This is a genomic window from Achromobacter seleniivolatilans (assembly GCF_030864005.1).
GTDB lineage: Bacteria > Pseudomonadota > Gammaproteobacteria > Burkholderiales > Burkholderiaceae_B > Achromobacter > Achromobacter seleniivolatilans.
This window is the reverse complement of sequence record NZ_CP132976.1, coordinates 512,741-536,167: the sequence shown is the minus strand read 5'-3', so window position 1 is coordinate 536,167 and position 23,427 is coordinate 512,741. Positions and strand designations below refer to the sequence as shown.

The 23,427-nt window shown below is 60.4% G+C and carries 16 protein-coding genes; 5 read left to right on the top strand and 11 right to left on the bottom strand.

Going from position 1 to position 23,427, the window contains the following annotated elements:
• Nucleotide 1: 1 nt before the first annotated feature.
• From tssK to tssB, 8 genes are read right to left on the bottom strand one after another with little or no spacing between them, the layout of a single operon-like run.
• Nucleotides 2-1,339 carry a type VI secretion system baseplate subunit TssK gene (gene tssK, locus RAS12_RS02400; protein ID WP_306944906.1) on the bottom strand — a complete coding sequence of 446 codons (1,338 nt, stop codon included), beginning with the start codon at nucleotides 1,337-1,339 and terminating at the stop codon, nucleotides 2-4.
• A complete protein-coding gene (gene tssJ, locus RAS12_RS02395; RefSeq protein ID WP_306944905.1) occupies nucleotides 1,336-2,388 on the bottom strand; it encodes a type VI secretion system lipoprotein TssJ in 1,053 nt (350 codons plus the stop codon). The genes tssK and tssJ overlap by 4 nt, the downstream gene beginning before the upstream one ends.
• Nucleotides 2,385-3,746 carry a type VI secretion system-associated FHA domain protein TagH gene (gene tagH / locus RAS12_RS02390; protein ID WP_306944904.1) on the bottom strand — a complete coding sequence of 454 codons (1,362 nt, stop codon included), beginning with the start codon at nucleotides 3,744-3,746 and terminating at the stop codon, nucleotides 2,385-2,387. Before tagH ends, tssJ begins: the two co-directional genes overlap by 4 nt.
• Nucleotides 3,743-4,762: a type VI secretion system baseplate subunit TssG gene (gene tssG, locus RAS12_RS02385; RefSeq protein WP_306944903.1), complete on the bottom strand. Its 1,020-nt coding sequence runs from the start codon at nucleotides 4,760-4,762 to the stop codon at nucleotides 3,743-3,745. Before tssG ends, tagH begins: the two co-directional genes overlap by 4 nt.
• Entirely contained in the window at nucleotides 4,726-6,492 is a 1,767-nt protein-coding gene (gene tssF, locus RAS12_RS02380) for a type VI secretion system baseplate subunit TssF (protein WP_306944902.1), read from the bottom strand. The genes tssG and tssF overlap by 37 nt, the downstream gene beginning before the upstream one ends.
• A 28-nt stretch (nucleotides 6,493-6,520) precedes the next feature.
• A complete protein-coding gene (gene tssE / locus RAS12_RS02375) occupies nucleotides 6,521-6,949 on the bottom strand; it encodes a type VI secretion system baseplate subunit TssE (protein WP_306944901.1) in 429 nt (142 codons plus the stop codon).
• Between the two features lie 12 nt (nucleotides 6,950-6,961).
• Complete coding sequence (gene tssC, locus RAS12_RS02370; RefSeq protein WP_306944900.1) at nucleotides 6,962-8,434, bottom strand: type VI secretion system contractile sheath large subunit; 1,473 nt, start codon at nucleotides 8,432-8,434, stop codon at nucleotides 6,962-6,964.
• Between the two features lie 49 nt (nucleotides 8,435-8,483).
• On the bottom strand, nucleotides 8,484-8,993 hold the full coding sequence (gene tssB / locus RAS12_RS02365; protein WP_306944899.1) for a type VI secretion system contractile sheath small subunit: 510 nt from the start codon (nucleotides 8,991-8,993) through the stop codon (nucleotides 8,484-8,486).
• Nucleotides 8,994-9,230: 237 nt separating this feature from the next.
• Here tssB and tssH point away from each other — a divergent pair, with 237 nt between their 5' ends.
• From tssH to tssM, 5 genes are read left to right on the top strand one after another with little or no spacing between them, the layout of a single operon-like run.
• Nucleotides 9,231-11,819: a type VI secretion system ATPase TssH gene (tssH, locus tag RAS12_RS02360; RefSeq protein WP_306944898.1), complete on the top strand. Its 2,589-nt coding sequence runs from the start codon at nucleotides 9,231-9,233 to the stop codon at nucleotides 11,817-11,819.
• A gap of 8 nt (nucleotides 11,820-11,827) precedes the next feature.
• Nucleotides 11,828-13,396, top strand: a complete 1,569-nt coding sequence (locus RAS12_RS02355; RefSeq protein ID WP_306944897.1) for a sigma 54-interacting transcriptional regulator — start codon at nucleotides 11,828-11,830, stop codon at nucleotides 13,394-13,396.
• Complete coding sequence (locus tag RAS12_RS02350) at nucleotides 13,393-14,157, top strand: type VI secretion system-associated protein TagO (protein ID WP_306944896.1); 765 nt, start codon at nucleotides 13,393-13,395, stop codon at nucleotides 14,155-14,157. The genes RAS12_RS02355 and RAS12_RS02350 overlap by 4 nt, the downstream gene beginning before the upstream one ends.
• The gene (tssA, locus tag RAS12_RS02345; RefSeq protein ID WP_306944895.1) at nucleotides 14,154-15,602 is read left to right on the top strand and encodes a type VI secretion system protein TssA; all 1,449 of its coding nucleotides are present in this window, start codon (nucleotides 14,154-14,156) and stop codon (nucleotides 15,600-15,602) included. The genes RAS12_RS02350 and tssA overlap by 4 nt, the downstream gene beginning before the upstream one ends.
• A gap of 15 nt (nucleotides 15,603-15,617) precedes the next feature.
• Nucleotides 15,618-19,496: a type VI secretion system membrane subunit TssM gene (tssM, locus tag RAS12_RS02340; RefSeq protein ID WP_306944894.1), complete on the top strand. Its 3,879-nt coding sequence runs from the start codon at nucleotides 15,618-15,620 to the stop codon at nucleotides 19,494-19,496.
• 18 nt (nucleotides 19,497-19,514) lie between these two features.
• Here tssM and RAS12_RS02335 read toward each other — a convergent pair whose 3' ends face one another.
• The 3 genes from RAS12_RS02335 to RAS12_RS02325 all read right to left on the bottom strand — a co-directional run bounded on the left by RAS12_RS02335 (nucleotide 19,515) and on the right by RAS12_RS02325 (nucleotide 23,354).
• A complete protein-coding gene (locus RAS12_RS02335; protein ID WP_371321287.1) occupies nucleotides 19,515-20,705 on the bottom strand; it encodes a RhtX/FptX family siderophore transporter in 1,191 nt (396 codons plus the stop codon).
• 45 nt (nucleotides 20,706-20,750) lie between these two features.
• Nucleotides 20,751-21,161: a cupin domain-containing protein gene (locus RAS12_RS02330; RefSeq protein WP_306944892.1), complete on the bottom strand. Its 411-nt coding sequence runs from the start codon at nucleotides 21,159-21,161 to the stop codon at nucleotides 20,751-20,753.
• 63 nt (nucleotides 21,162-21,224) lie between these two features.
• Nucleotides 21,225-23,354: a TonB-dependent siderophore receptor gene (locus tag RAS12_RS02325; protein WP_306944891.1), complete on the bottom strand. Its 2,130-nt coding sequence runs from the start codon at nucleotides 23,352-23,354 to the stop codon at nucleotides 21,225-21,227.
• Nucleotides 23,355-23,427 lie beyond the last annotated feature (73 nt).

Genomic DNA, 23,427 nt, shown 5'->3' with positions numbered 1-23,427 from the left:
ATCATTGACTCCTGATGGCCCACAACTGCAACTCCATCTCTGGATAGTCACCAGCGATATGCAGTCCAAAGCCCGCCGTATCCCTTAGCATCTGCCAGCTGGGATGACTGCGATCAAATTGGAAATAAGTGAAACCTGCATGGAAAGGCAGATGCCTGGGCGCGACCGGCAATGTCAGTAGCGGGATGCCCGGCAATTGCAGACTGACAAGCTCGCCCAGCTTTTCCATCGACGCCACCTTTGTCTGCTGAACGAACTGCTGGCGCAGCCTGTCCAGCGGCATGCGCGCGCGCACGGCCAGGATGAATTCGGCGTCCGCGTACAGACTGCGGTCATGCACTGCGGCGGTCAGCACGCCATACTGCTGGCGCTCGATCGGAAGCGATACCGCTCGCGGCTGCAAAACGGTACTCAACGCCCGGCGCAAAGTATCTTCCAGCATGCGGAAGGACTGCCTGGGATCATCGTGCTGATAGGCCGGATACTCTTGCGGCAAGCGCCCCTCGTCGGTGAACGTCACCAGTTCTCCGCAGGCTTGACTGAACGCTATGTAGAGCTGTTCGGGATGCACGTGCCGCAAGCGCGACAGATGCAAGAACAAGGGATGCAAGCGGTTCAGCACCAGCAACAGGTTGAAGTCGGTCACGTCGGCCACGCCTGCCTGGCCCGGAGACCCGATGCGTTCGGCAATGTTCTTTGCACGTTCACGCATCAGGCCCGCGATCTCGCCCAGATAGCGCTTGAGCGGCAAAATGGCGTTGAGTGATATGCCTGTAGGGTAGAACGCATCGTCCAGCAGCAGGCTGCCGTCTGGACGCCGGTCCAATAGCCGGCACAGCGCAATACCGGTAAACGCGCTTCGGTCGTCGCGTTCTAAGGCCAGTTGCAGATTCGGCGCGGCCAGATCCATCGAAACATAGTCCCCTTCCTGGCTATGTGTATCGCGCACTTCCTCGCTGCGCGTCACATAACGCGCGTTTGCATACGTGTCGGGCCATTGCACTTCGAGCACGCCGTCCGAGCGAAGCGGCAAGGTCAGATACACCGTCTGATTGACGGAAGAGGTATCCGTAATCGCCAAGGGCACGGGCGGCGCCTGATCATTGGGAATGTCAAACACACTGCCGTCGGGCATGACGCCGCGCGCGCGCACGATGGCAATCTTGCCAAAGCTCAGATACTCCTGGTTCAGCTCCAGTTCGCTCAAGCCGTAAAGATGCTCGCTGACGCCATTGACCCGCTGATTGGCGTGGTGCTCCAGAACGCGGGCCTGTTGTTGAAAGTGCTGAGGCTTGACGAACAGCCCTTCGCTCCAGATGACAGAGTTACGTGATGTCATGGCTTAGATCTCGGTTGCGGCGGGCGGTAACTTTCATCGACGATGGCCACCCGGTTGCCTTGCAGGGTCATCAGCAATGCGTATTTTTGGCCAGCGGGTTCCAGGCGAAAGACCTGTTTCCAGACCGCGCCATTCTGGTCATGGAAATCAGCCACAATCGCCATGTAGCGCGTATCCGGGTTGATCCTCGAAAAGTTGATGAACTTGAACTGTCCGGGTTGCAGCACATAATCATCTTCAGCAACGTAGGTGCTGCCCAGCGCCTTCTTCAAGTCCTTGGCCAACTGCACGGAATCGGCATTCAGCAACAGCGAATCATCTTTTAATTGCAGCACCTTGAAAGAGATCGGCGTGGCAGCGCCACGCGGCGCAGGTTTCGGATCTGCCGGCGGCAGCCGGTTCGCCAGGCTGTACTGGCCTAGTCCTCGGCCAGGATCTTCCTCGGCTTCAGCGCCCCAATCCGGCATGGCGGGTGTCTTTGCCTCCACCGGCAAGGGCGCTCCCGAGAATCCCTGTTCGATCACGCCGCCGCTGGTTCCAAATACCCTGCCTGGCAAGAAGTGCATCGACAAGGCGACCTCCTCCAGCAGGTCCAGTTCAGCCACGGCTTCTTCCGGCCGTTCCAGCTGGCCGACCACAATTTCGGCCGCTGTGCGCCGGATCGTCGACGGCCCGGTGTCCAGACGCCGTAGCGGGTGCAGCGACGGCCGGCCGTCCTCCAGTTCGTCCAGCAAGCCCCGCAAACTTTCGATCAGTTCCTCGCGGTTGGCGCTCTTGAGCTTGACCTCATGCGGACCGTCAAACTCGCGATTGGACGGTGTCTGCATGGCAGTTACTGCCTCGTCCGCATCCGGCAGGCTGGCGGGATTCGGGTTGACGTCAGGCGCGGCGTACAAACTCAATCCGACCAGCGAAGGCTGCTCGTCATTGCCGCCGACCTGAATCGACGGGTCCATCAAAATCTGCCCTGTCTTCGTAAAGACGTCGCCCACCGCACCGCAAGCAGTCAGTTGCGACGTCAGAAACAAGACCGAAATCGTTCGTTTCATTCGGCCTCCGTCCGCAACACGCGGTCATAGGCCTGCTCGAACACCTCCCAGAACAGCTTTTCAAAACCACGCTGACGCGCAGAGGCGAGCTCATCGTAGTAATGCGTGTACATCTTCCAGGCCCAATCGTCAGCACCCGCCTGCGATTCCTGGCTGGACACATAACGCTGGAACCGCTTCAACAGCGCGGGTGGCGCAAATGAACGCAACACAGCTTCCAGGCCCGATTCAATAGCTTGAATCATCGCGCCCTGATGAACACCCAACTGCGTCAGGCTTTCTTCCACCGCCGCCCGCGGCGAAAGATGCACCACACTGCGGCCCGTTGAGAACATTGCCTGCACGGTATCGGCATAGCTCTGTCCCAAACGCAATGGGTTGTCCTCAATTGGCTGCAAACTGCGGCCCAACAACGCTCGCCCCTGCGCATGGCCCGCCTGCCCGGCATAGAGTTGCGCAATCCCCTGAATGGCGGCGCCCAGAGCCTGGCCCGCTTCCAGCAATAGCGCGTGCCCCGATTGCGCGTCCAACGGCCCCAGTGGCACACCCAAGCCTTGCATCAACAGTTCAGACGCCTCTGTCGGGTCGCCAGCCATCGCCTGCCGGTTGTTCAAGCGGTAGGGCGTGGACGAGGTTCGTTCTTTTGATTTAGGCATAGGGACATCTCCGGGAGGTAGCTGCGGCAAGGGGGTGACCGCTTCGAATCGGGTGGAGGCAAGATCTGCTTGCGTCGGCGCAAGCGGGGTGCTGCCGCGCCGCACATCCAGCGGATCCATCAAAACCGGCTCGTGCGGCGCCGCGCGTTCGGCCGCATCCAGCGCACGCAGCGGGTCGCTTTCGCCAAGAACTTCGTGTGGCGCGCTCAACGCATGAAAGCCCGGATTGCGAGGAAGTGCGCCAGGTTCTCTATCTAATACATAGGCATCAGCAGGCAATCCATCGTGGCCAGAACCGTGGCCATCCAGCAGCTCATCAACACCGTACTGAGCCAGGTGCCGTGACGGATCCAGCAAATCCTGGTGCGGATCTTGCAAGTGCACCGCTATCCGGTAGGGACCAATGTGCAAGACATCACCTTCGCTCAGACGCGCTGCCACCTGCTCGCCGAGCGGGGCCCGATCGTCGTTCAAGCGAGTCTTGCCAGAGCGGTCTATCACGCAGAACGCCAGGTCTTCATAGCGAACTTCGCTGTGAATGGGATGCACGCGACCAGCCTTGTCCATCAGCTTCCAATCGGCATACGTGCCGATCGTGCCCCCGGCGGTGTCGAAGTTGTGCTGTGGCGTGCTGCCGTGTTGCAGGGTTTCTGGATTGGTGACGATCAAAGCCAAACGGTGCGGACTGGGTGCGGTGCTCATAGGCGGGCCTTTATGCGAACAGTGGATGGCCGGCGCACCACCGTGTGCTGGACAAAGCTGGTCCAGCCCAAGTGAGCGCCAGAATCTCGTCCCAGGTTGAAGGGCGGAACCTGGTCGTGGCGCAGACCCAGCTCCAGATCGTAGGCAGCTGGGTCGCGCAACAAAAAGTCGATCAGTTTGCGCAGCCGCTCGTAGTTCTCGCCGCTGGGCAAAAACTCCCGAAACCGCGATTGATCAAGGTCGGAAATCACGATGGAGAACTTGCTATTACGCGTGCGCACCCGTCCGCCCACGACAAAGCTGTCACCCAGCACGCCGTTGCGCCTGCCCAAACTCAGCCGCTGGCTATCGGCAACATGCATGTACCGAGGTTCGAATTCCCGGACGCTGACCTGCTTCAAGTCAAAGCAGTGGGCCACAATGCCCGCCACCACTTGTGGCGAGCGGCTGCGGCTGGCGATCACACCCGCAAAACTCAGGAGCCTGCTCCAGGCAATAGGCGTGACGCCACGCAACTCCACGTCACCCAGTCCGACCATCGAAAATACATAGCGCGAAAACCGATCACGCGCATCGTGACGGAAGCGAACGTAATAGCGATACTTGCGCCAGGCCTGATGCAGCAACGTCAAGAGACGGTGGTTGAAGAAATCCAGAAAGGCCGGACGAATACCAATGCCTTGCCCGTACTCGTAGGCCAGACCATCCAGGTAGTAACCCGGCAGCGGCGAGTCCGGGCCGTGCATGCCAAAAAACGTGGCTTGCACGTGGTAATCACTATTGGCCTTGGCAGGCATGCGCTCCGCCAACGCAACGTCCGACGCCGGAAACCCTAATCCGGCGTAGCTGCTCATACGCACGCGCTGACGCTCGGGATCGTGGCTGTCCCGGTCCTCAAGATCGTCATCGTGCAGGCCATGCAACTGCTCAAGCAGTCGGAAGAAATCGTAGTTCTTCGCATCGGCCAGCAAGAGATCGACTAGATCAGCGGTTGCTTGCCCGTCTGCAATGGCCATTCGTAAAGCTCGTTATTGCCGGAGTTGGTCACTTCCAGCAAGTGAAAGGAGTTGATGCTGGCGTACAGCGCGAAAAAGTGGCTAAGCACGGTTCCGAACAGATACAGGTCCCCTTCGCAAAGAAAACCGTCGGGGTCCAGCTTCAAATGTGTTTTCAGGCCGCGAATAGGCAGCCCTTTCATCAATAGGTCAGCTGGCGTGGTGACGGCTTCGCCGATTCCATCCAGCCGCTTGCTGCCGGCGCGCGCGTGTTGAATATCGTGCAACGCGGCAAAGTCATACGCGCGCAACACCGCTTTCAAAGGCTCTGTTGACAGCAAAGACAGATAGTTCAAAGACAGGTTTGAAATCAGTGTCCATTGCAGTTCACCGTCCAGCACGGGCCGGTACGGCGTCGTCGGACGCGTGATGTTGCTGTAGGTGGCAAAGGTGGGCGTGGTCTGCGTTTGCATGCAGATATCGCCGGCGCCCAGCGCCACTGGCAAATCGCGATTGGTGCAAGTCAACGCCAACGAGACGGTCTCGTCTTCATCGATGTAATCAGTTTCATCGCCGCGAATGAACGCAACACGGTGAACCACACCGTCGCCCGACATCGAGTTTTCGATCCGGGTCCGGTAATAAAGCGCCGTTCGCCCTTGCGCGCGCTCGATCTCGTGCTGCAAGGATTCAAAGGGCTGAAAGGTCCGCAGAAACTTGCCCCGCTTCCCGTCGTCCGTACGCTGCCACCCGGATACCTCGTCAACACTGAATATTTCGTGGGCATCGGGGTTGTGCCCTCCTGGCATCAACCGCTGATCCACCGCCCTGCCATTCAGATTGATCGGCTCTGCGTCCAGTTCAAACAAATTGACAGCTGGCGTGCAATACAACGCCAAGTCGGTATTGCGTAGCCGGATATCCGCAGGCATCGGGCGATTGAAGTGAAACTCAAGGCGGACGCGCTGCGTCGTGCCCTCGGGCCAGAGCGAACGCAGGCCATCCAAGCTGAAGAATTGATAGCGCCGCGGGAACATAAAATATTCCTGCAAAATCCGGTATCCGTCGAACACGTTCTTCGGATAAGGCAGCAGCGCGTCATCGGGCGAAAACCCGGGAAACAATACCTGCCGCGCAGAAATCCTGCGCGTCTGGCCTCCGGCTTCAAGGCGAATTTCGCTAAGATACCGCGACAGCCAAAGGTACAAGGTCAGCGCCGTCGTGTCGTCGCCGCTCAGATGAAAATCCAGCTTGTCGCAATCAAAGGTGTCGATGGCGTTGCCCGCCAGCGGCTCCAGATCCACACGCATAATCGACTTCTCGCGCGTGTGGGCGTCGCTGACATCAAGAATGCTCAACGGATACATCACCACGTCGGTGCAGGTTCGGAATTCGCAGCGCGTGCCATCCACCGGCCGCGACAGCACTCGCGTGCCCCTGGGGATGACCTGACGTGTCGTGATGGCGCGTTCGACCGGCGAAAACCGCATGATGGTTGCACTGGGCAGGGGCCGCAGATAGTTTGGCCACAGCAGCTGCAACAAGGAATGGGTCAACTCGGGAAGGTCATCCTCGATCTTCAGGCGCAGCTTGGCCGTCAGAAAGGCAAAGCCTTCAAGCAAACGTTCTACGTCAGGATCAGCCGCGTCATCGCCCAGAAATTGCGAAAGCTGAGGATTGTCACGGGCAAACTCGCGACCCAGCCTGCGCAGATAGTCGATCTCTTCACGGAATTTTCCTCGCAACGGCATGGTTATCCTGCCTCCGCCGGCCCGCGGCTTAAAGAACCCGTGTGTACCGGTCCTGATGATGTATGACCAGCTCAATCTCTACCTGTTCTTCGGTGTTCAAGACAGGCACCAGGCATTCCAGCCTGAAGTTCAGACTGAGCGGCTGGCTTGAATCGGGACGCGAATGCACCGCCACCACCTTGACCCGAGGTTCGTAGGCGGTGATCGACGCCCGGATGTTTTTGCTGACCAGCAACAGCAGATCAGCGCTACCCATCGACGCATCATTGAAGTCTTGCAGTCCTAAGCCGGGGCTACTCATCGAGCAGCCCCGACGGCTATTAAGGATGTGTTCCAGATGGCGCTTGATCGCGTGTATGCGCTCGGCGGCCAGATCCTGCCGCGAGCGCGTGCGCCGCGGCAAGGCGTCTGGCACCAGCCGTTCAAACAGACTTCCCTGCCCCCGCGACCTAGGCATCCCGAACCTTCCTTATTCCTTATCCAACCGCCCGACAAGCGACAGTTCGAAGTTGGCGCCCATGTACTTGAAGTGAGGGCGCACAGCCAGCGACACCTGATACCAGCCGGGATTGCCTTCAACGTCTTGCACCACAACCTGAGCAGCACGAAGCGGGCGGCGGCTGCGCACATCCGATGACGGGCTTTCCTGGTCCGCGATGTACTGCTTGAGCCACGTGTTCAGTTCACGTTCCAAATCCTGACGCTCCTTCCAGCTGCCGATCTGCTCGCGCTGCAACACCTTGATGTAGTGCGCCAGGCGGTTGACGATGAACATGTATGGCAGTTGCGTTCCCAGCTTGAAGTTGGTTTGCGCAGCTTGCCCCTCAGGCGTCTTTTGAAACAGCTTGGGCTTTTGTACCGAGTTGGCCGAAAAGAACGCGGCGTTGTCGCTGTCTTTACGCATCGTCAGAGGAATAAATCCTTCCTCGGCCAGCTCGAACTCCTTGCGGTCCGACACAAGCACTTCGGTCGGAATCTTGGCTTGCAACTGGCCCAGAGACTCATACAGATGCACGGGCAGATCGTCCACCGCGCCACCCGACTGAGGACCGATGATGTTCGGGCACCAACGGTACTTGGCAAAGCTGTCGGTAATGCGGCTTGCCAGCAGATACGACGTATTTCCCCACAAATAGTTGTCGTGCGAACCGTCGATGGTTTCGCGGTAAGTAAAGCTGCTGATGGGGTTCTCTAGCGGGTCGTACGGTTGGCGCAACAGGAAGCGCGGCATCGTCAAACCGAGGTAGCGCGCGTCTTCCGATTCACGCAGGCCGCGCCACTTCGTAAAACGCGGACCTTCGAAGATATCCCGAACTTCTTTCAGATTTGGCAGATCCTGAAAGCCATCAATGTTCAGGAATTCGGGGCCGGCAGCACCCAGGAACGGCGCGTGCGCCATCGCGCTGACCGACGCAACATAACTCAGCAATTTGATATCTGGCGACGACGGGCCAAAGGTGTAGTTGCTGACGATGCTGGCTACCGGCTCACCGCCAAACTGCCCGTATCCCGCCGTGTAGACATGCTTGTACAGACCGCTGCGCGTGATGTCGCCCGAGCTTTCAAAGTCATCCAGCATCTCTTCCTTCGTGACGTGAAGGATTTCGATCTTGATGTTCTCGCGAAAGTCGGTTCGATCTACCAGCAGCTTCAATCCGCGCCAAGCCGATTCCAGCTCTTGCAAAGGCTTTTGATGCAGGATGGCATCCATCTGCAAGCCCATTTTTCGGTCGATCTGCGCAATCATCTGATCGACCAATTGCTTGTTGATCAGTTGTTCACGCTGTTCTGTCTTGAGTATCTCGGAGATGAATGCCGCGACGCCGCGTTCGGCGACCGCGTAACCCTCGTGGCTCGGTTCGAGCCGGGTCTGGGCCATGATCTGGTCCAGCAACCCGATCGATGTCTTCTCTTCCAACTTAGCGGCAGCTTGAGCCTTCATGCTCATATCCTTTATTGCGAGTTTTTCGTAATGGATGAAGTAGGACCACTTAGCCGGCGGGCTGCTCCAGAACCAGGTTCAGTTCCTTGGCAAGCGCTGATCGCGCCTTGTCGTCGGCCAGCAGCGATTGCAATTGCTTGCGAAACGCGGGCACGTTGCCCAGCGGTCCTTTCAGCGCTACCAGCGCTTCGCGCAGCTCCAGCAGCTTGTTCAGCTCTGGCACCTGGCGGGCAATGGCGTCGGGCGTGAAGTCCTTCATGCGTTTGAAATTCAACGCAACGTTCAGCGTGTCTTCTTCCTGCCCCTTCTCGCCCAAGCGGGACGGGACTTCCATCGTCAGATTCAAGCCGGCTTCCGCAATCACATCGTCGAAGTTGTCTTTATCGACGCGCACGGTCGGGCGCTCTTCCAGAGCAGTCTCTTCGCCGTGGCCTTTGAAGTCGCCTGTGATCAGCAGCTTCAAGGGCAGTTCGATCTCGGCCTGTTGATCGCCCGTTGCGGGAACGTATTTGATATTGATCCGTTCGGGCGGGGCGACGGACACCATTTTCTTCGCCATGAAAACTCCTTTTCGCGTTGTGGAAAATCGGATTACCGCAGTACTGAGTGCGCAGATGCTAGGACGGTCTGCCGCTATGCGGCAATAGGACGACTACTAAAGATGAAACGGCCAATCTCATTGCGCCGATTACGTCAGAGCATCATCACTGTCGACATTCATTTAGTAGTCATCCTATGGAATAAAGATGCGGAACATGGTCTCGTTGCGGATTGCTTCATCGACACTGTGTGCCTCATGATCAGAATTGAAATCTCCGCCCTGATCGATCGCTTGAACCCCATCTGCCGTCAGGCATTGGAAGAAGCCGCCAGCCTTTGCATCAGTCAACGCAGCGCCGAGATTACGGTGGCGCATGTGCTGTTCAAACTGGTGGACCAACCGTTGTCGGATATCCGGATTGTCTTCAAGCAAGCCGATTTGGATATCGATACCGTGCGTCAAGCATTGGCCAGCGCCAACCCATACGCCGATGACAATTCGGGCCAATACCCCACCTTCTCGCCATTGCTGATTGAGTGGTTGCAAGAAGCATGGCTGCTTGGCTCGCTGGAACTGGATCAGCCGCGTATCCGTGGCGGCAGCCTGCTTCTGGCTGCCTTGCTGACGCCTGCGCGCTACCTGCCCTTGCAGGCCATTACCGTGTTCGAGCGCATCAACCGCGAGGCATTGCGCAAAGAGTTCCAAGCCCTGCTTTCGACGTCTTCGGAATCGCCCGGCGCAGCGCCCGATACCAGCGCGCAGCCAATAGCGGGCGCAGAGTCGGCATTGTCAAAATATGGCCACGACTTCACCGCGCAGGCGCGCGATGGAAAGATTGATCCGGTGCTGTGCCGCGACGCAGAAATCGATTTAATGATCGACATCCTGTCCCGGCGCCGCAAGAACAATCCCATTGTGGTGGGTGACGCGGGCGTGGGTAAGAGCGCCGTCGTTGAAGGCTTGGCCCTACGCATCGTTGAACAGCGAGTGCCGGAACCTTTGCGCCTGGTTGAGCTATGGGGATTGGACCTGGGCGCACTACAGGCAGGCGCATCGGTCAAGGGCGAATTCGAAAAGCGCTTGAAGGGCGTCATCGATGAGGTCAAGGCATCCGCTCAACGCATCATTCTGTTTATCGATGAAGCGCACACCCTGATAGGCGCGGGCAATGCTGCCGGCGGCAGCGACGCCGCCAACTTGTTGAAACCCGCCCTTGCGCGGGGCGAACTGCGCACTATTGCTGCCACTACTTGGTCGGAATACAAAAAGTATTTCGAAAAAGATCCTGCGCTGGCCCGCCGTTTCCAGTTGGTCAAACTGGACGAACCCACGCAAGAGCAAGCCGTACACATTCTGCGCGGCTTGCGCAGCGTCTATGAGCAGGCGCACCGGGTCTACATCGGTGACGACGCGCTGCAAGCCTCCGTGGTTTTGTCCGCCCGCTATCTGTCGGGACGGCAGTTGCCCGACAAGGCAATCGACGTACTGGATACCGCGAGCGCCCGCGTGGCTACGGCGCTGGCCGAGCCGCCGCGCCGGCTCTCGGCGCTGGAACACGAGCAGATACAGATCACTGCCGAACTGACCCAATTGCGGCGCGACGCCCGGGCAGGACGCAGCGCCGCCACTCGCAGAATGGCAGAACTGGAAAGCGCCGATACCGCAGTCAATCACCGCATTGCACAGTTGCAGCAGGCTTGGGAGCGGCAGAAAGCGCTGGTCGATGACATTATCAGCCTGCGCGCTGAACAGCATGAATACGACGGCGTTGCGGTTGAGGACGCCCATGCCTCTGCCCGCCTCGCCGCCAAAATGACGGAACTGTCTGAACTCCAGCGCGAAGGCGCTTTGTTGCACGTCGACGTTGGCCACGAACAGATTGCTCAAGTTATCGCTGACTGGACCGGCATTCCCGCTACAACCATCAATCGCGGTCAGGTGGACCGCTTGACGCAGCTGCCCGCGCTATTGCAAGAGCGCGTCAAGGGGCAAGACGTCGCCATTGAGCGCATGCACAAGCATCTGCTCACCGCAATGGCAGACCTGCGACGGCCCGGCACGCCCTTGGGCGCCTTTTTACTGGTGGGCCCGAGCGGCGTCGGCAAAACAGAAACGGCCCTCGCATTGGCCGATGCGCTATTCGGAGGCAGGCAGTTCCTGACCACCATCAATATGTCCGAATTCCAAGAGCGGCATACCGTGTCGCGCTTGCTGGGTTCGCCCCCCGGATACGTGGGGTACGGCGAAGGCGGCGTACTGACCGAGGCGATACGGCGGCAACCGTATTCAGTCGTGCTGCTGGACGAAGTGGAAAAGGCCCATCCCGAAGTACTCAGCCTCTTCTATCAGGCCTTCGATAAGGGCGAACTCGCCGACGGCGAGGGACGGCACATTGATTGCAAGAACATTCTTTTTTTCCTGACATCCAATTTGGGCTTCGACCAGCAGGGCGACACCTTGGCCGACTTGCCCGAGGATGCGCTGCGTGCGCGCCTGGCTACGTTCTTCAAGCCCGCGCTGCTTGCCCGCATGCAGCTGATTCCGTATCGCTACCTGACCGAAGAGGTGCTTGGCCAGATCGTCCACAGCCGTCTGGAACGTCTACGCACCCAGTTTTCGACGCGGTACGACGCTGTGCTGTCCATTGACGACAGCGCGCACGCGGAGCTGCGCCAGCGCTGCACCCGGCACGAGAACGGCGCCCGTTTACTGGACGCCTGCATAGACGGCGAACTATTGCCGCCGTTGTCATTGGCGGTGCTGCAACGGCTGGCCGCCAGCCATCCCTTCGCAAGCGCACGCCTGGAATGGGCGGATGGCGCATTTTCCGCACATCTGGACTGAGGCAGCCTATGGGCCCGCAAGCCATCGCGGAGATCGCTCGGGACATGGCCACGGCTGCCCGTCTGGATGCGCTGGCCAACGCTTTTTTGGGGGCTTGCATACGCGCGCCCGGGCTGCTTCACGCCTGCCTCTACGGCATGGACGCAGCGGGCGATGCGCTGCTGCCTTTGGCGGCGGCAGGATTGCCGTCCGGTGAGTTGCCGGAAATCAGGATGGATGCGTTGGATGACCCGCTGGTGTACGCGCTTGTCAGCGGTCAGCCGTGTCTGATTGAACGCCTGTCGGGGCTGGTTGGAGTGGGTCAGGCATTTGAACGGCTACGCGAAAAAATAGGTGCGCGGCAAGCGCTGTTGGTCATTCCTTTGCGGGATACGCGTCATCAACCGCGCGCAGTGCTGGCGCTTTCAGGATCGGCGAGCAGCCTGTCGGACTGGCAACGCGACCCGCTCTGGGCAACCCTGACTCAAACGCATGAAGCCTTGTTTGCACGCTTGCACGCACAGACCAGCGCCGCCGACGACGCGCGCTATCAGCGCAGCCTGCAATCGTTGGACGCGGGCGAAAAGAGCCGGACGCGCGCTGCACGTTTGCTGGCCGCAGAATTCATCGGCGTCAGCGCAACGGCCAAACAGGTGCGCAAAGACATGTTGCGCTTTGCGGATTCCACGCTGGCCGTTTTGCTGACCGGGGAAACCGGAACCGGCAAGGATCACGCCGCTTGGTTGATACATCAGGCATCGCCACGCAAAGGAAAGTTCGTCCCGGTAAATTGCGCGGCCATTCCTCAAGATCTGATTGAGGCCGAGCTATTCGGAAACGTCCGCGGGGCCTACACAGGCGCGCTGCAAGCCCGTGCGGGCTTGGTGGCGGAGGCCGACGGAGGCACGCTATTTCTGGATGAGATCGGCGATATGCCCTTGTCGCTGCAAGGAACGCTACTGCGGCTGCTGAACGAAAAGAAGTACCGCCCGCTTGGCGCGTCCCGTGAAGAAAGCTCGGATTTCCGATTGATGTGCGCGACCCATCAACCCTTGGCTCAGTTGATTCGTAACGGACGCTTCCGAGAAGACTTGTACTTTCGAATCCGCCAATTGTCGTTGTCGCTGCCGCCGCTACGCGAGCGCCCCGACGACATACCGGCGCTTGCGCATCATGTCTTGCTGCAACACAACCGCGAAAAGCAGACCCACGTCGCCGGCATCGCGCCGGATGCGTTGGCCCTGCTTGAAGCGCTGTTGTTGCCGGGAAATGTGCGGGAGTTGCGCAGCCTGGTGCTGGTCGCCGCTGAAAGAACGCCGCCCGGCCGGTCCATCAGTGCGGCAACGTTAGACCTGTCTCGGGCAGACCGGGATACGCGACAGTCTGTAGGGGGAGGCAGCGCCGAGCTGCACGGTCTGCTGCATACCAACAATCTGCCCCAGGCGCTGGACACATTTCAGAGCCTGGTTATCAAAACCCGCCTGCGACAGCTTGATGGCTCGCGCAGTCGCGCCGCGCAAAGTCTGGGCATCCCTAAGCGCACGCTGGCACGCCGATGCCAGGCCTGGAATCTGGACCGGGAGGACCAAACTTTATGACCCTGATCAAAGCCTTTCCGCTGCTGCTGCTGGCTGCGGCTGCCTGGCACAGTCACGCACAGGCTGATACCGACCCGCGCCTATGCACCATCATTGTGTCGGCCGTGGAGCGGCTGGCCTGCTTTGATGCAGCAGCGGGCACCCCGCCTGCCCCGACTCCTGTCCGGCCAGCAGCAGCAGCAGCAGCAGCAGCAGCAGCGCCCATCACTGCGGGGCGGCCGGTGCCAAACGCCAGCCCGGACGTGTCCATTGCGGCAGTGTCCAGCCAACGTCCCTTGGCCAGCGCGTTCACCGCCACGCGCTCGTCAGATCTCGTCCGGCAGAACGAAAGCGCGCGCCAGCCGCAGGACACGGCTTTTCTGCTGTCTTACACCGACGATGAGCAGCCCGGGCAGCAGCGCGTCATGATCTCTGCACCCGCGTTGGGCGCTGGCCCCCCGATCTATCTGGCGATCAGTTGCCTTTCTAATATCTCGCGTTTGCAATTGCTGGCCGAACAACCCTTTCCCCAGCACCACATCAACATCCGTCTGTATATGGACGATCGTCCGCTGTCAGCCGGAAAACCGTGGCGCGTGCTGGACGAAGGCAATGTCGCAGATGCCGGACGCGGACTTGTCGCGATTGAACACTTGCGCCCATTCGTCGCCGGGACACACCTGCGAGTTGAAAGCGACTATGCGCCGTTAAATGGCCTGACATTTGACGCCACGGGCCTCCAGACGCTGCTTGCGCGCCAACGGGAGGCTTGTCACTGGTGACTGATTTCGCGCCGTTTGACTGTGTAGCCTTGCTTGCACCGTTTGACCCTCGCCAGCCTGCTGGTCATTTCGAGGCAGAGGACGAGACCTTCCAGTCCATCGATCACGAGATGATCAAGCTGGGCGGTTTACAAGAACTGCGGCTGGACTGGAACTACGTTGACGAAGCGTCCCGTCAGTATTTAGCGTCGCAGTGCAAACATTTCCGCATTGCAGGTCATCTGATATCTGCCCGGCTGAAGGCGCGGTCGTGGCGCTGCTGGGCCGAAGCGGCAGGTGTACTGGCCGGCATGGTCGAACACTATTGGGAAACCGGTCACCCCAAGCCCGGCCCGACTGGGTACATAGCCAAACGTAGGCTGGTAGCGTTGCTGGCGGATCGCTTGCGCGACACCCTGAACGATCTGCCTATTGCTGATTTCAGCAAAACGCATCATGCAGAAGCGCAACAAGCGCTAGACCGGCTGCAAGCCAGCGCACCTGCGGCCCAGTTGGATCAAGCGCAACTGACCCGGCTGGAATCCCTGTTGGCGCGCGTGTCGGAGCAGGCACGCTACCCGGAACCGGCCGCGCCCGCGCGCAGCGCCGGCCAGAGCGGCGGACAAGCCATCAGCGATGAATTCTTCAGCAGCCCAAGCGCCAGTCTGAAACCGGGCGACGACCGCGAGAACCGGCGGTCGCTGTTGAGCGTTGCCGACTTCATCAATCAACAAGACGCCTACGACCCAACGGGTTATCAATTACGCCGCTTTGCGATGTGGGCGCATTTGCATGCTGCGCCACCCGCCCGCAAGGGCGAACGTACCGAACTGATGGCCGTGCCTGCCGATATTGCCGATGGGTATGGCGAAGCCTTGACCGGCAATGCCGTCAACCCGGCACTGTTGCAGCGGGTCGAGAAAAGCGTGGTGGCGTCGCCCTATTGGATACGGGGCAGTTTTTTGGCTGCCGGCATCGCCTCGCGGCTGGAAATGAAAGACGCCGCCGCGGCGATCCGCCTGTCCACCGAACGGTTTGTGCGTCGAATTCCCGCTTTGGTGGATCTGAAGTTCAGCGATGGCCGCGCATTTATCGACCCGGAAACCCTGACATGGCTAAGTGGCGCCGATACGCCAGACGGCCAAGGCGGCGCGCTTCATGAATTCGGATTGCTGCGCGAAGAACTGGTAGCGCAGCTGGACAGCGAAGGGGTCGAAGTGGTGCTGCGCCGTTTGCAGGATTTGCAGGGTAGCTCGGCGTCACCCCGCCGGCAGGGCCACGCATCGGTCATTGCTGCGGACCTGCTGGCGTCGCGCGGCCTGTCATGGCTTGCCGAAAACCTTTACCGCAACGTGGCCCACACCTTGCGCACGCTACCCGCCCATGAATGGGAACCGGAGCTTTCCGAACAGTTAAGCAAATACACGCCTGCGTGGACGTCCGCCGAGCCGGACCGCAAGGGTTAAGGAAGGAGTCAAGCGATGAAGAACATCTGGTCTTATCTCAAGCGCTACGGGAAACCCGTGCTGGGCCGTTTCAAAAGTTCGATGCCGATTCTGCTGGCACTTGCCATCGTGTTTCTGCTGATCGGCATCTGGTGGTTGGGACCGCACTGGACCTGGCGAGAACACCGGCCATTGGCGGATCTGTCGATGCGCGTGCTCTGCACGCTGGTCTTGTTGATGATTCCCCTGTTGGCGTGGGGCTGGACGCTGCGCCGCCGCAATCGCCGGCTTGAGTCCGAGAGCAGCGCTGCAACAATGCGCCAGGAAGACCCCACACTGCGCTATGTGCAGGCGCAGGAACGCGCGCTGGATCAAAGCTTGGCCGTATTGAGGGCCAACTTGCATGGCCGCAATGCGCTGTATGAATTGCCCTGGTATCTGGTCTTGGGACAAGAGAACAGCGGCAAGACCAGTTTCATCAACCGGTCGAATCAAAGCTTTTCGTTGACCGGTGAAGTCAAGGCCGGTGCGCGGCGCGGCTACGCCGATCCCGACCTGGCCTATGTGATCGATTGGTGGATGGGGGATCAGGCGGTGTTGATCGATCCGCCAGGCGAAATAATCAGTCAGAACGAGAGTGATCCGAATCCTGAGCCCGCCATCACGAACGAGACGGCATCGGCCACTTCCGCCCCTGCTTCTACCCCGGCTTCTACTCCGGCTCCTGCCCCGCGCATCACTTTGCCCCCAGGCACGCATGCGCGGCTGTGGGTCAGTCTGATTGATTGGCTGGGACGAAACCGCAGCCGCCGCCCGCTCAACGGCGTGGTGCTGATGGTTGACCTGGTAACACTGCTGAATCAGAAGGCTAGCGACCGCAAGGCGCTGGCGATTCTGCTGCGCACCCGTCTGGCCGAACTCAGCCGGCATCTGGGTACGCGCCCGCCGCTGTATGTGGTTCTGAGCAAATTCGATTTACTCACTGGCTTTGAACCGTTCTTTGCCCGGTTGCCGCGCTCGGTGCGCGAAGACATCTTCGGCTTCACCTTTACGCTGGACTCCGTGCATGACTATGACGCGTGGCTGCAAGAGCTGGCAGGACGTTATGACGGATTCATCGGCCGGCTGAACGAACAGATCTTCGACGCGTTGGGCGAGGCAAGTTCCCAAGACGCGCGCGAGGCGCTGTTTTCACTGGTTCGCCAACTTGCAGGCATGCGGCCCGTACTGCTGGGTTTCCTGGCGGATGTGCTGGGCAGTGACCGCTACATCACTCCGGCTTTGCCGCGCGGCGTGTACTTTTCTTCCGTGTATCAGCAGGGCCTGCTGTGTGATGCCTTTATCAACGCGGCATCCCAATCGTATGGCCTGAGTGAACCCTTGGCCGAGGCTCAACCCAGCGGGCGCTCGGTGGTGTACTTCGCTCAACAATTGTTCCAACGGGTCATCTACCCCGAGGCCGGGCTGGCTGGCGACAATCTCAAGGTACTGGCGGACAAGCGTCGCACCTTGATGGTTGGCTTTGGCGTTGCGGCCCTGGGCACCTTGCTGCTGGTTGGCGGCTGGTATCACTACTTCGGCGTCAATCGTCAGATCGCGGTGTCTGTACTGGACAAGAGCCGTGAATTCGGCGCACACCGAATTGACAGCGGCACAGACCCTACCGGGCACAACTTGCTGAAGCCGCTGGACCAGATCCGCAGCGCTGTTGCGCTGGTTGGCGATTACCGCAAAGCCTGGCCCGTGGTTTCAGACATGGGCCTGTACCAAGGCCGCAAGATCGGCCCGAAAGTGGACGAAGCCTACCTGCAATTGTTATCCAAGCGCTTTTTGCCCGAACTGGCAGGCGGCGTCATGAACGCCATCAACAGCGCCCCTTCAGGCAGCAATCAGCAGTTGGCCGCGCTTCGCGTCTACCGCATGATTGAAGACCGCCCGAACCGGCGCTCGCCTATCGTCGAAGACTGGATGACGCAACAATGGCAGGCGGCGTTCCCGGGCAACGGTCCGGTGCAAAGCGGACTGATGCGCCACCTGGAATACGCGATGCAATATGCCGATGCCGAGCTGCCCCAGAACCGCGCCCGCGTTGCCGAAGTGCAGCAGCGCTTGCGCCAGATACCCATGTCCCAACGCGTTTACATGACGATGCGCGAACACGCCGGGAAAATTCTGCACACCTCGCTAGACCTGCGCAACGAGGTCGGTCCGGCATTTGACATCGTCTACAAGGACCCCGCTGCGCCAGACGCGCCGGCAGGCGGGTCCACGCGTATTGACGCACTGCTCACGGCAGCGGGTTATCACGGCTACTTCGCGCCGCATGGTAAGGACTTCACTGACCTGGCCATGATCGACCAATGGACGTTGGGCGAACGCAAACGTATCGACTACTCCGAAGCCGACAAACAGGTGCTGGCAGAACGCATCCGCGCCATTTACAGCAGTGACTACATTGACAACTGGCAGCGCGGCCTGAGCCGCCTGGAAGTCGTGGATTTCGACGATCTAGGCCAGGCCGTCGACGTGTTGGCCGCAGTGACAAGCCCAGCAGCGCCGTTGCGCCGCCTGGTCGAAACCGTGCGTGACAACACGGTACTTAGCCCTCCTCTGCCCGCAGTTGCCACGACGTCAGCGCAGGGCACCGACCCCGCGCCGTCCGCCATCACTGCCGCTGGCGCCAACGGACCGCATGTCGCCGATATCGCCCGGCCCTTTGCCCCGCTTGCCGAACTGCTCGCGGGCAAGGGTGACAAGCCGTCCTATATGGACGAAAGCATGGCCGCCATCGCCCGCGTTTACGACACCATGAAGGGAGTGCAGGACAGCCCCGAACCCGGCAAGGCCGCGCTGGCGATCGTGATGGACCGGTTTGCCCTCAAAGGCACCGATCACATCGCCAACCTGCAACGCGTGGCCGCTGGCTTGCCCGAACCGCTCAATCGTCATGTGAAAAAACTGGCGGAAGAGTCATCTCAGGTGTTGCTGATTGAAGCGCTGAAGGAACTGGAGCGGCGTTGGGAAGTGGACGTATACCGCTACTACAACGAACGTCTGGCCAGCCGCTACCCGTTCAACCCGGCCAGCCGAAACGACGCATCGCTGGAAGATTTCACCATCCTGTTTGGCCCCCAGGGCCGGCTGGCCCAGTTCAAGGACCAATATCTAAGGCTGTTCTTCGACGAAAACCTGGAAGCGCTCTATTCCGAACGCCGGGGCGGTTACCTGGTGCGTATGGACGTGCTGAATCAGCTGCTGGCAGCCGACCGGATCCGTGACGCCTTCTTCAACAGCCGCGGCGCATTGGGCGTGCAATTCAGCATCCAGCCCCTGGGACTGACGTCCACCCGGCGCAGCAGCGTGTTAAGCGTGGAAGGCCAGTTGATCGCTTACAGCCACGGCCCCAGCAATAGCATCGGTCTCATCTGGCCCAACAACCTGGGCGACTCCACTGAAAGCCGCATCACTTTGGTCGGAAGCGGCGGCACCAGCAGCGGGCTGGTCTACCGGGGTTCGTGGTCCATGTTCAGGCTGTTGAGCCAGGCACGCCTGGACAGCGCCACCGCGCAAAGCGTGGACCTGAGTTTCTCTGCCGCCGACGGCGCCATGCGCTACCGGATCACCGCCGAAAAATCCAACAATCCGTTCACGCAGGCCAGTTTCGATGGCTTTGACCTGCCCAAAACCCTGTTGGCTGAAGAGCAGAAGGCGGCTCCGGTGAAACCTGCGCCGAAGACTGCTCCCGTCAAACCGCCGCCCAAGGGTCCGCCCGCAAAACCCGCTCCCCAGGCGGGCCCCAAAGGCAGCCCTAAAGACAGCCCTAAAGACAGCCCCAAAGGCACTCAGCCCGCCAAAGCGGCGGCCCAACCCACCAGCGGCATGCCCCGGCAGATAGCAGCAATGCCATCTCCGTAATTCCAGCGGAGGGTACCGCTAGGCTGTGCGCGTCACCGGACGCGCCAGCCCCCTGGCGGTGAACAGCAGGGTTACAACCGCCACCATCACGCCGCTGGCAAAACCACCCGCATAACCGACCTGTGCAGCCAGGCCCGTGATCATCGACGAAGTCAGGATCTCGCCCAGGTCGCGTGCGCTCTGCACTGCGGTCATGTCGGTGCCCGATTGCTGGCCCTGACGAGCGAAACGCATGGCTAACGTCATCAACGCCACAGACGCGGCGCCCGCGCCGAACGACCCCAGCCCTTGCGAGACAAACGCCATACCGGTTTGCTGCGGCACCCAACCCTGCGCCTGCGCCATCCAGCCCAAGGCCGCCGCGCCCGAAGCGGCAAGGCCCACCGCCAACACCCGGCGCGCACCCAACCGGCCAATCAGCCACGCTCCGCCCCCGCAACCCAGCAGCACGGTCACCATGCCGCCGGCCATGCCTATGCGGCCCACGGCCTCGATTTCCCAGCCGGCATCCACCAGGAACAACTTGGCCAGCCCGTAACCTGCCACGGCGGTCATGGCAGACAAGAAAGCGGCCAACGCTAGCGCCCATGCGCCCGGCCGGCGAACAAAGCCCATCAGCGAAGCGCGTTGGCGAGCCGTGTGCGCAGACAACGTATCGAGCGCAGTCTCGCGCCACGTGAATGCCATCAGCAAACTGAAGGCAACCACCGCTGCCAGCACGGCCAGCGCGGCCGTCTGGCCGATATAACCAGCCATGATCAAACACCCCGGACCGCCAAAGAAAAACCCCACCATAGTGCCGCCCACCTGCACCGCGTTCGCACGCGCCAACGCTTGGCCATCGAAGCGTTCGGCCGTCAGCGCATCGGTGGCGATGTCTTGCGTGGCGCTGGCCAGCGATGCAATCGCCATCAAGCCCACGACCCAGGCAGCGCTGGCTGAAGACACCCCTACCAGCGTGACAAGTGCCAGGCAAACCAGCACCACCGCCTGCATCGGCACGATCCAGCTGCGGCGCCTGCCCATCGCCGGGCGCCAGTGATTGTCTACCTGTGATGCCCACGAAAACTTGAGAACCCAGGGCAGGCCTGCCAGCGGCAACCACGCCAAGACGTGTAAACCGGCGCCATCCCGGCGCAACAGTGTGGGCAGGGCCTCCATGGCGATGCCAAGAGGGATGCCTTGAGAAAAATACAGGGCGGCGATCATTACGAACAATCGCCCGTTTGCCAATCGATTCACGGTCAAAGTTTCCTATGCGTCAGGCGCCGCGACGCGGCGATGTTCACTGCCGTGACCCGGGGTCACGAACAGGATTTTTCCAGGACAGGCCACATGCAGGCGGTGCCAGACGTTGCGTGGCACGACAGCGCTGCGCCGGGTATCCAGCAGCACATCAGTCTCTGCGCCCTCTTCGTCGGCAAGCGTCAGGACGACTCGCCCTTCAAGTACGCACAGCATTTCGTCGCCTGCGGGGTGGCGTTCCCACATATGTCCATGCACGTCCGCATCGTCCTGCACGGCCTTGATGCCTACCAGCCAGCCATCGTGGGGCGACAGACGGCGCAGCTTGCCGATTTCACGCATGCCGCCGTCATGGCTCAACGCCATGAAATGATCGAGCCAATCAAAGACCGCTGGGGGGGAAATTGCATCCTCTGCCATTTTTTGAAAGCCTCTTGAGTGATGGCGAACGGCGCGCCCCAGCGCGCCGTTCCAGATTGACGGTCAGTACTGAGCGCGCAGCGTCAGCATTGCGTTGCGGGGTTCACCGTAGCGGTTGTTCCACGACGTGCCAGACAGGCTTTGGTAGTAACCGCGGTCAAACACGTTGTTGAGATTCAACGCCACGGTCACGTGCTTATCCACGCGATAGGCCATTCTCAGGTCGACCAGCGTTACGCCGCCCTGATGCAGCGTGACCGGACCGGACACCGTGGAATAGCCCGACTGCATTTGCAATCCACCGCCCACGCTCAAGCGTCGGTCCATGACGGGCAGCGCGTAGTTCGTCCACAAGCGGAAGATGTGCTTGGGTGTGAAACTGGCAAACGGCTGCCCGTTGGAGACGGCATCCGTCAGATATTTGCTGGTGTTAAACGTGTAGCCCGCAGCGACCGACCAATTGGGCGTGATCTGTCCATTGGCTTCGGCCTCGAAACCGCGGCTGCGAACTTCCCCGCCAGAGATGTAGTAGCAGTTGTTGCCCACGCAGGGCCACTCCGGGTCCTGCTGCGCGCGGTTCTTCTGCTGAATCTGAAAAACGGCCAGCGATACGTTCAGCGCGCCCCCCGCCAGTTCGCCCTTCACACCCGCTTCATAGTTGGTGCCGGTAATCGGATCCAGCGGTTTGCCCTCACGCGTCAACTGGCTTTGCGGTTGAAATACCTGCGCATAGCTGCCGTACGCCGACCACTGCGAATTCAGATCCACGATCAGACCGCCATACGGCGTGAACTCCGGATCGATCCGCTGGCTGGCGCCCGGCGCGGTCTGGTTCCACCAGCTAATGCGGCCACCCAACACCAGCGTCACGGGGTCCGCCAGGGAAAACCTGCCCATGCCGTAAATGCCCTGCTGCTTCAAGCGCGTCTGGCCGGGCGAGGTATACGGGCCTACACCTGGTTCTGGCACGCTATGCGGGTCCCAATCGAACACATTGACCGGCACATTGAGCGCGGGCGTCAACATGCCGGTGTATTGCTCGGTGGTGCTGCGTTGCGCATTGCCGCCAATCAGCAATTCGTGGCGCCGTCCAAACCATTGAACGGGGCCGCTGACATAGGCGTCCACGCTCGCTTGCGTGTTGTCGAACTTGTAGGCGCCGCCCATCAGCCGCGAGCCCGTGCCAGTTTGGCGGTCGATTGCGCCATATGCACCCGCGTACTTCAGGTTGCTATCAGCGGTGAGATAGTTGGCGCTGATCTTGGCCTTCCAACCATCGCCAAAGCCATGTTCCAGGTCCGCGAACACCCGGGTCGTGTCCCAGTTAAAGCGGTCCCAGGCGGCATCCAGGTAGGTGGATCGAGCCAAGCCAATGTCGCCGCCATCTTTGTAGCGCGGCACGCCCGCCATGTTGGTGGTCGACCGGATACGCTGATATTGCAGCCCCGCCGACAACACGGTGTTCGGACCCAGGTCCACTTCGCCAATGCCATAGAACAGCGCCGATTGCTGGTCCGCCACATCGTAGAAATAGCCACGGTCTTCAACCGCAGTGACGACGCGTCCGCGCACGCTGCCGCTGTCATTGAGCGGCCCGCCCAGATCGGCTTCGGCGCGATAGCGGTCCCAGCTGCCGGCGCTGACTGAACCATTGAACGAGAACTCCCGCTGCGGCCGTTTGCGCACCAGGTTGACGGTGGCAGCAGGATTGCCAGATCCATGCAGCAGACCATTTGCGCCGCGCAGAATTTCCACACGCTCGTATACCGCCATGTCTTGAGGCGAAGCGGCCATATTGCCCATCAGCACGGGCACGCCGTCCTGCTCGAACGAATCCACCTTGAAGCCGCGCGAGTAGTACGCCGTGGTCAGCAGTTGGTACGGCTGCACTGTGATGCCAGTTGCGTGCTGCATCACATCGTCCAGGCTTTGCAGATTTTGTTCGCGCATCTGCGTGAGGCCGATCACCGTGACGGACTGCGGAATCTCACGCACGGTCAGCGGCAGCTTGCCTACTGTGGGAGTGTCATGCGCCACGCCCTCCCCGCTGACTGTCACTGCGGGCAACGATGGCGCATCCTGCGCCAGCGCGGGTCCGGCCACGACCGCGAGCCATAGCGGCCAATGCACGGCGCGCCCAGCGCCGTTTTGCGGTCGTCCCGCCCCTGTCTTCACCTGTTTACGCACCGCCATTCCTCTTTCTTTATTACTGAGAATTATTCTCAAATAATTCTAGAGACGAGCAGAAGCGGCCGCTGGCGATTGC

What these genes read in the sequence shown, in the direction of transcription:
- tssK (WP_306944906.1), bottom strand. Translation starts at nt 1,339, where the DNA reads ATGACATCACGTAACTCTGTCATCTGGAGCGAAGGGCTGTTCGTCAAG.
- tssJ (WP_306944905.1), bottom strand. Translation starts at nt 2,388, where the DNA reads ATGAAACGAACGATTTCGGTCTTGTTTCTGACGTCGCAACTGACTGCT.
- tagH (WP_306944904.1), bottom strand. Translation starts at nt 3,746, where the DNA reads ATGAGCACCGCACCCAGTCCGCACCGTTTGGCTTTGATCGTCACCAAT.
- tssG (WP_306944903.1), bottom strand. Translation starts at nt 4,762, where the DNA reads ATGGCCATTGCAGACGGGCAAGCAACCGCTGATCTAGTCGATCTCTTG.
- tssF (WP_306944902.1), bottom strand. Translation starts at nt 6,492, where the DNA reads ATGCCGTTGCGAGGAAAATTCCGTGAAGAGATCGACTATCTGCGCAGG.
- tssE (WP_306944901.1), bottom strand. Translation starts at nt 6,949, where the DNA reads ATGCCTAGGTCGCGGGGGCAGGGAAGTCTGTTTGAACGGCTGGTGCCA.
- tssC (WP_306944900.1), bottom strand. Translation starts at nt 8,434, where the DNA reads ATGAAGGCTCAAGCTGCCGCTAAGTTGGAAGAGAAGACATCGATCGGG.
- tssB (WP_306944899.1), bottom strand. Translation starts at nt 8,993, where the DNA reads ATGGCGAAGAAAATGGTGTCCGTCGCCCCGCCCGAACGGATCAATATC.
- tssH (WP_306944898.1), top strand. Translation starts at nt 9,231, where the DNA reads ATGATCAGAATTGAAATCTCCGCCCTGATCGATCGCTTGAACCCCATC.
- RAS12_RS02355 (WP_306944897.1), top strand. Translation starts at nt 11,828, where the DNA reads ATGGGCCCGCAAGCCATCGCGGAGATCGCTCGGGACATGGCCACGGCT.
- RAS12_RS02350 (WP_306944896.1), top strand. Translation starts at nt 13,393, where the DNA reads ATGACCCTGATCAAAGCCTTTCCGCTGCTGCTGCTGGCTGCGGCTGCC.
- tssM (WP_306944894.1), top strand. Translation starts at nt 15,618, where the DNA reads ATGAAGAACATCTGGTCTTATCTCAAGCGCTACGGGAAACCCGTGCTG.
- RAS12_RS02335 (WP_371321287.1), bottom strand. Translation starts at nt 20,705, where the DNA reads ATGATCGCCGCCCTGTATTTTTCTCAAGGCATCCCTCTTGGCATCGCC.
- RAS12_RS02330 (WP_306944892.1), bottom strand. Translation starts at nt 21,161, where the DNA reads ATGGCAGAGGATGCAATTTCCCCCCCAGCGGTCTTTGATTGGCTCGAT.
- RAS12_RS02325 (WP_306944891.1), bottom strand. Translation starts at nt 23,354, where the DNA reads ATGGCGGTGCGTAAACAGGTGAAGACAGGGGCGGGACGACCGCAAAAC.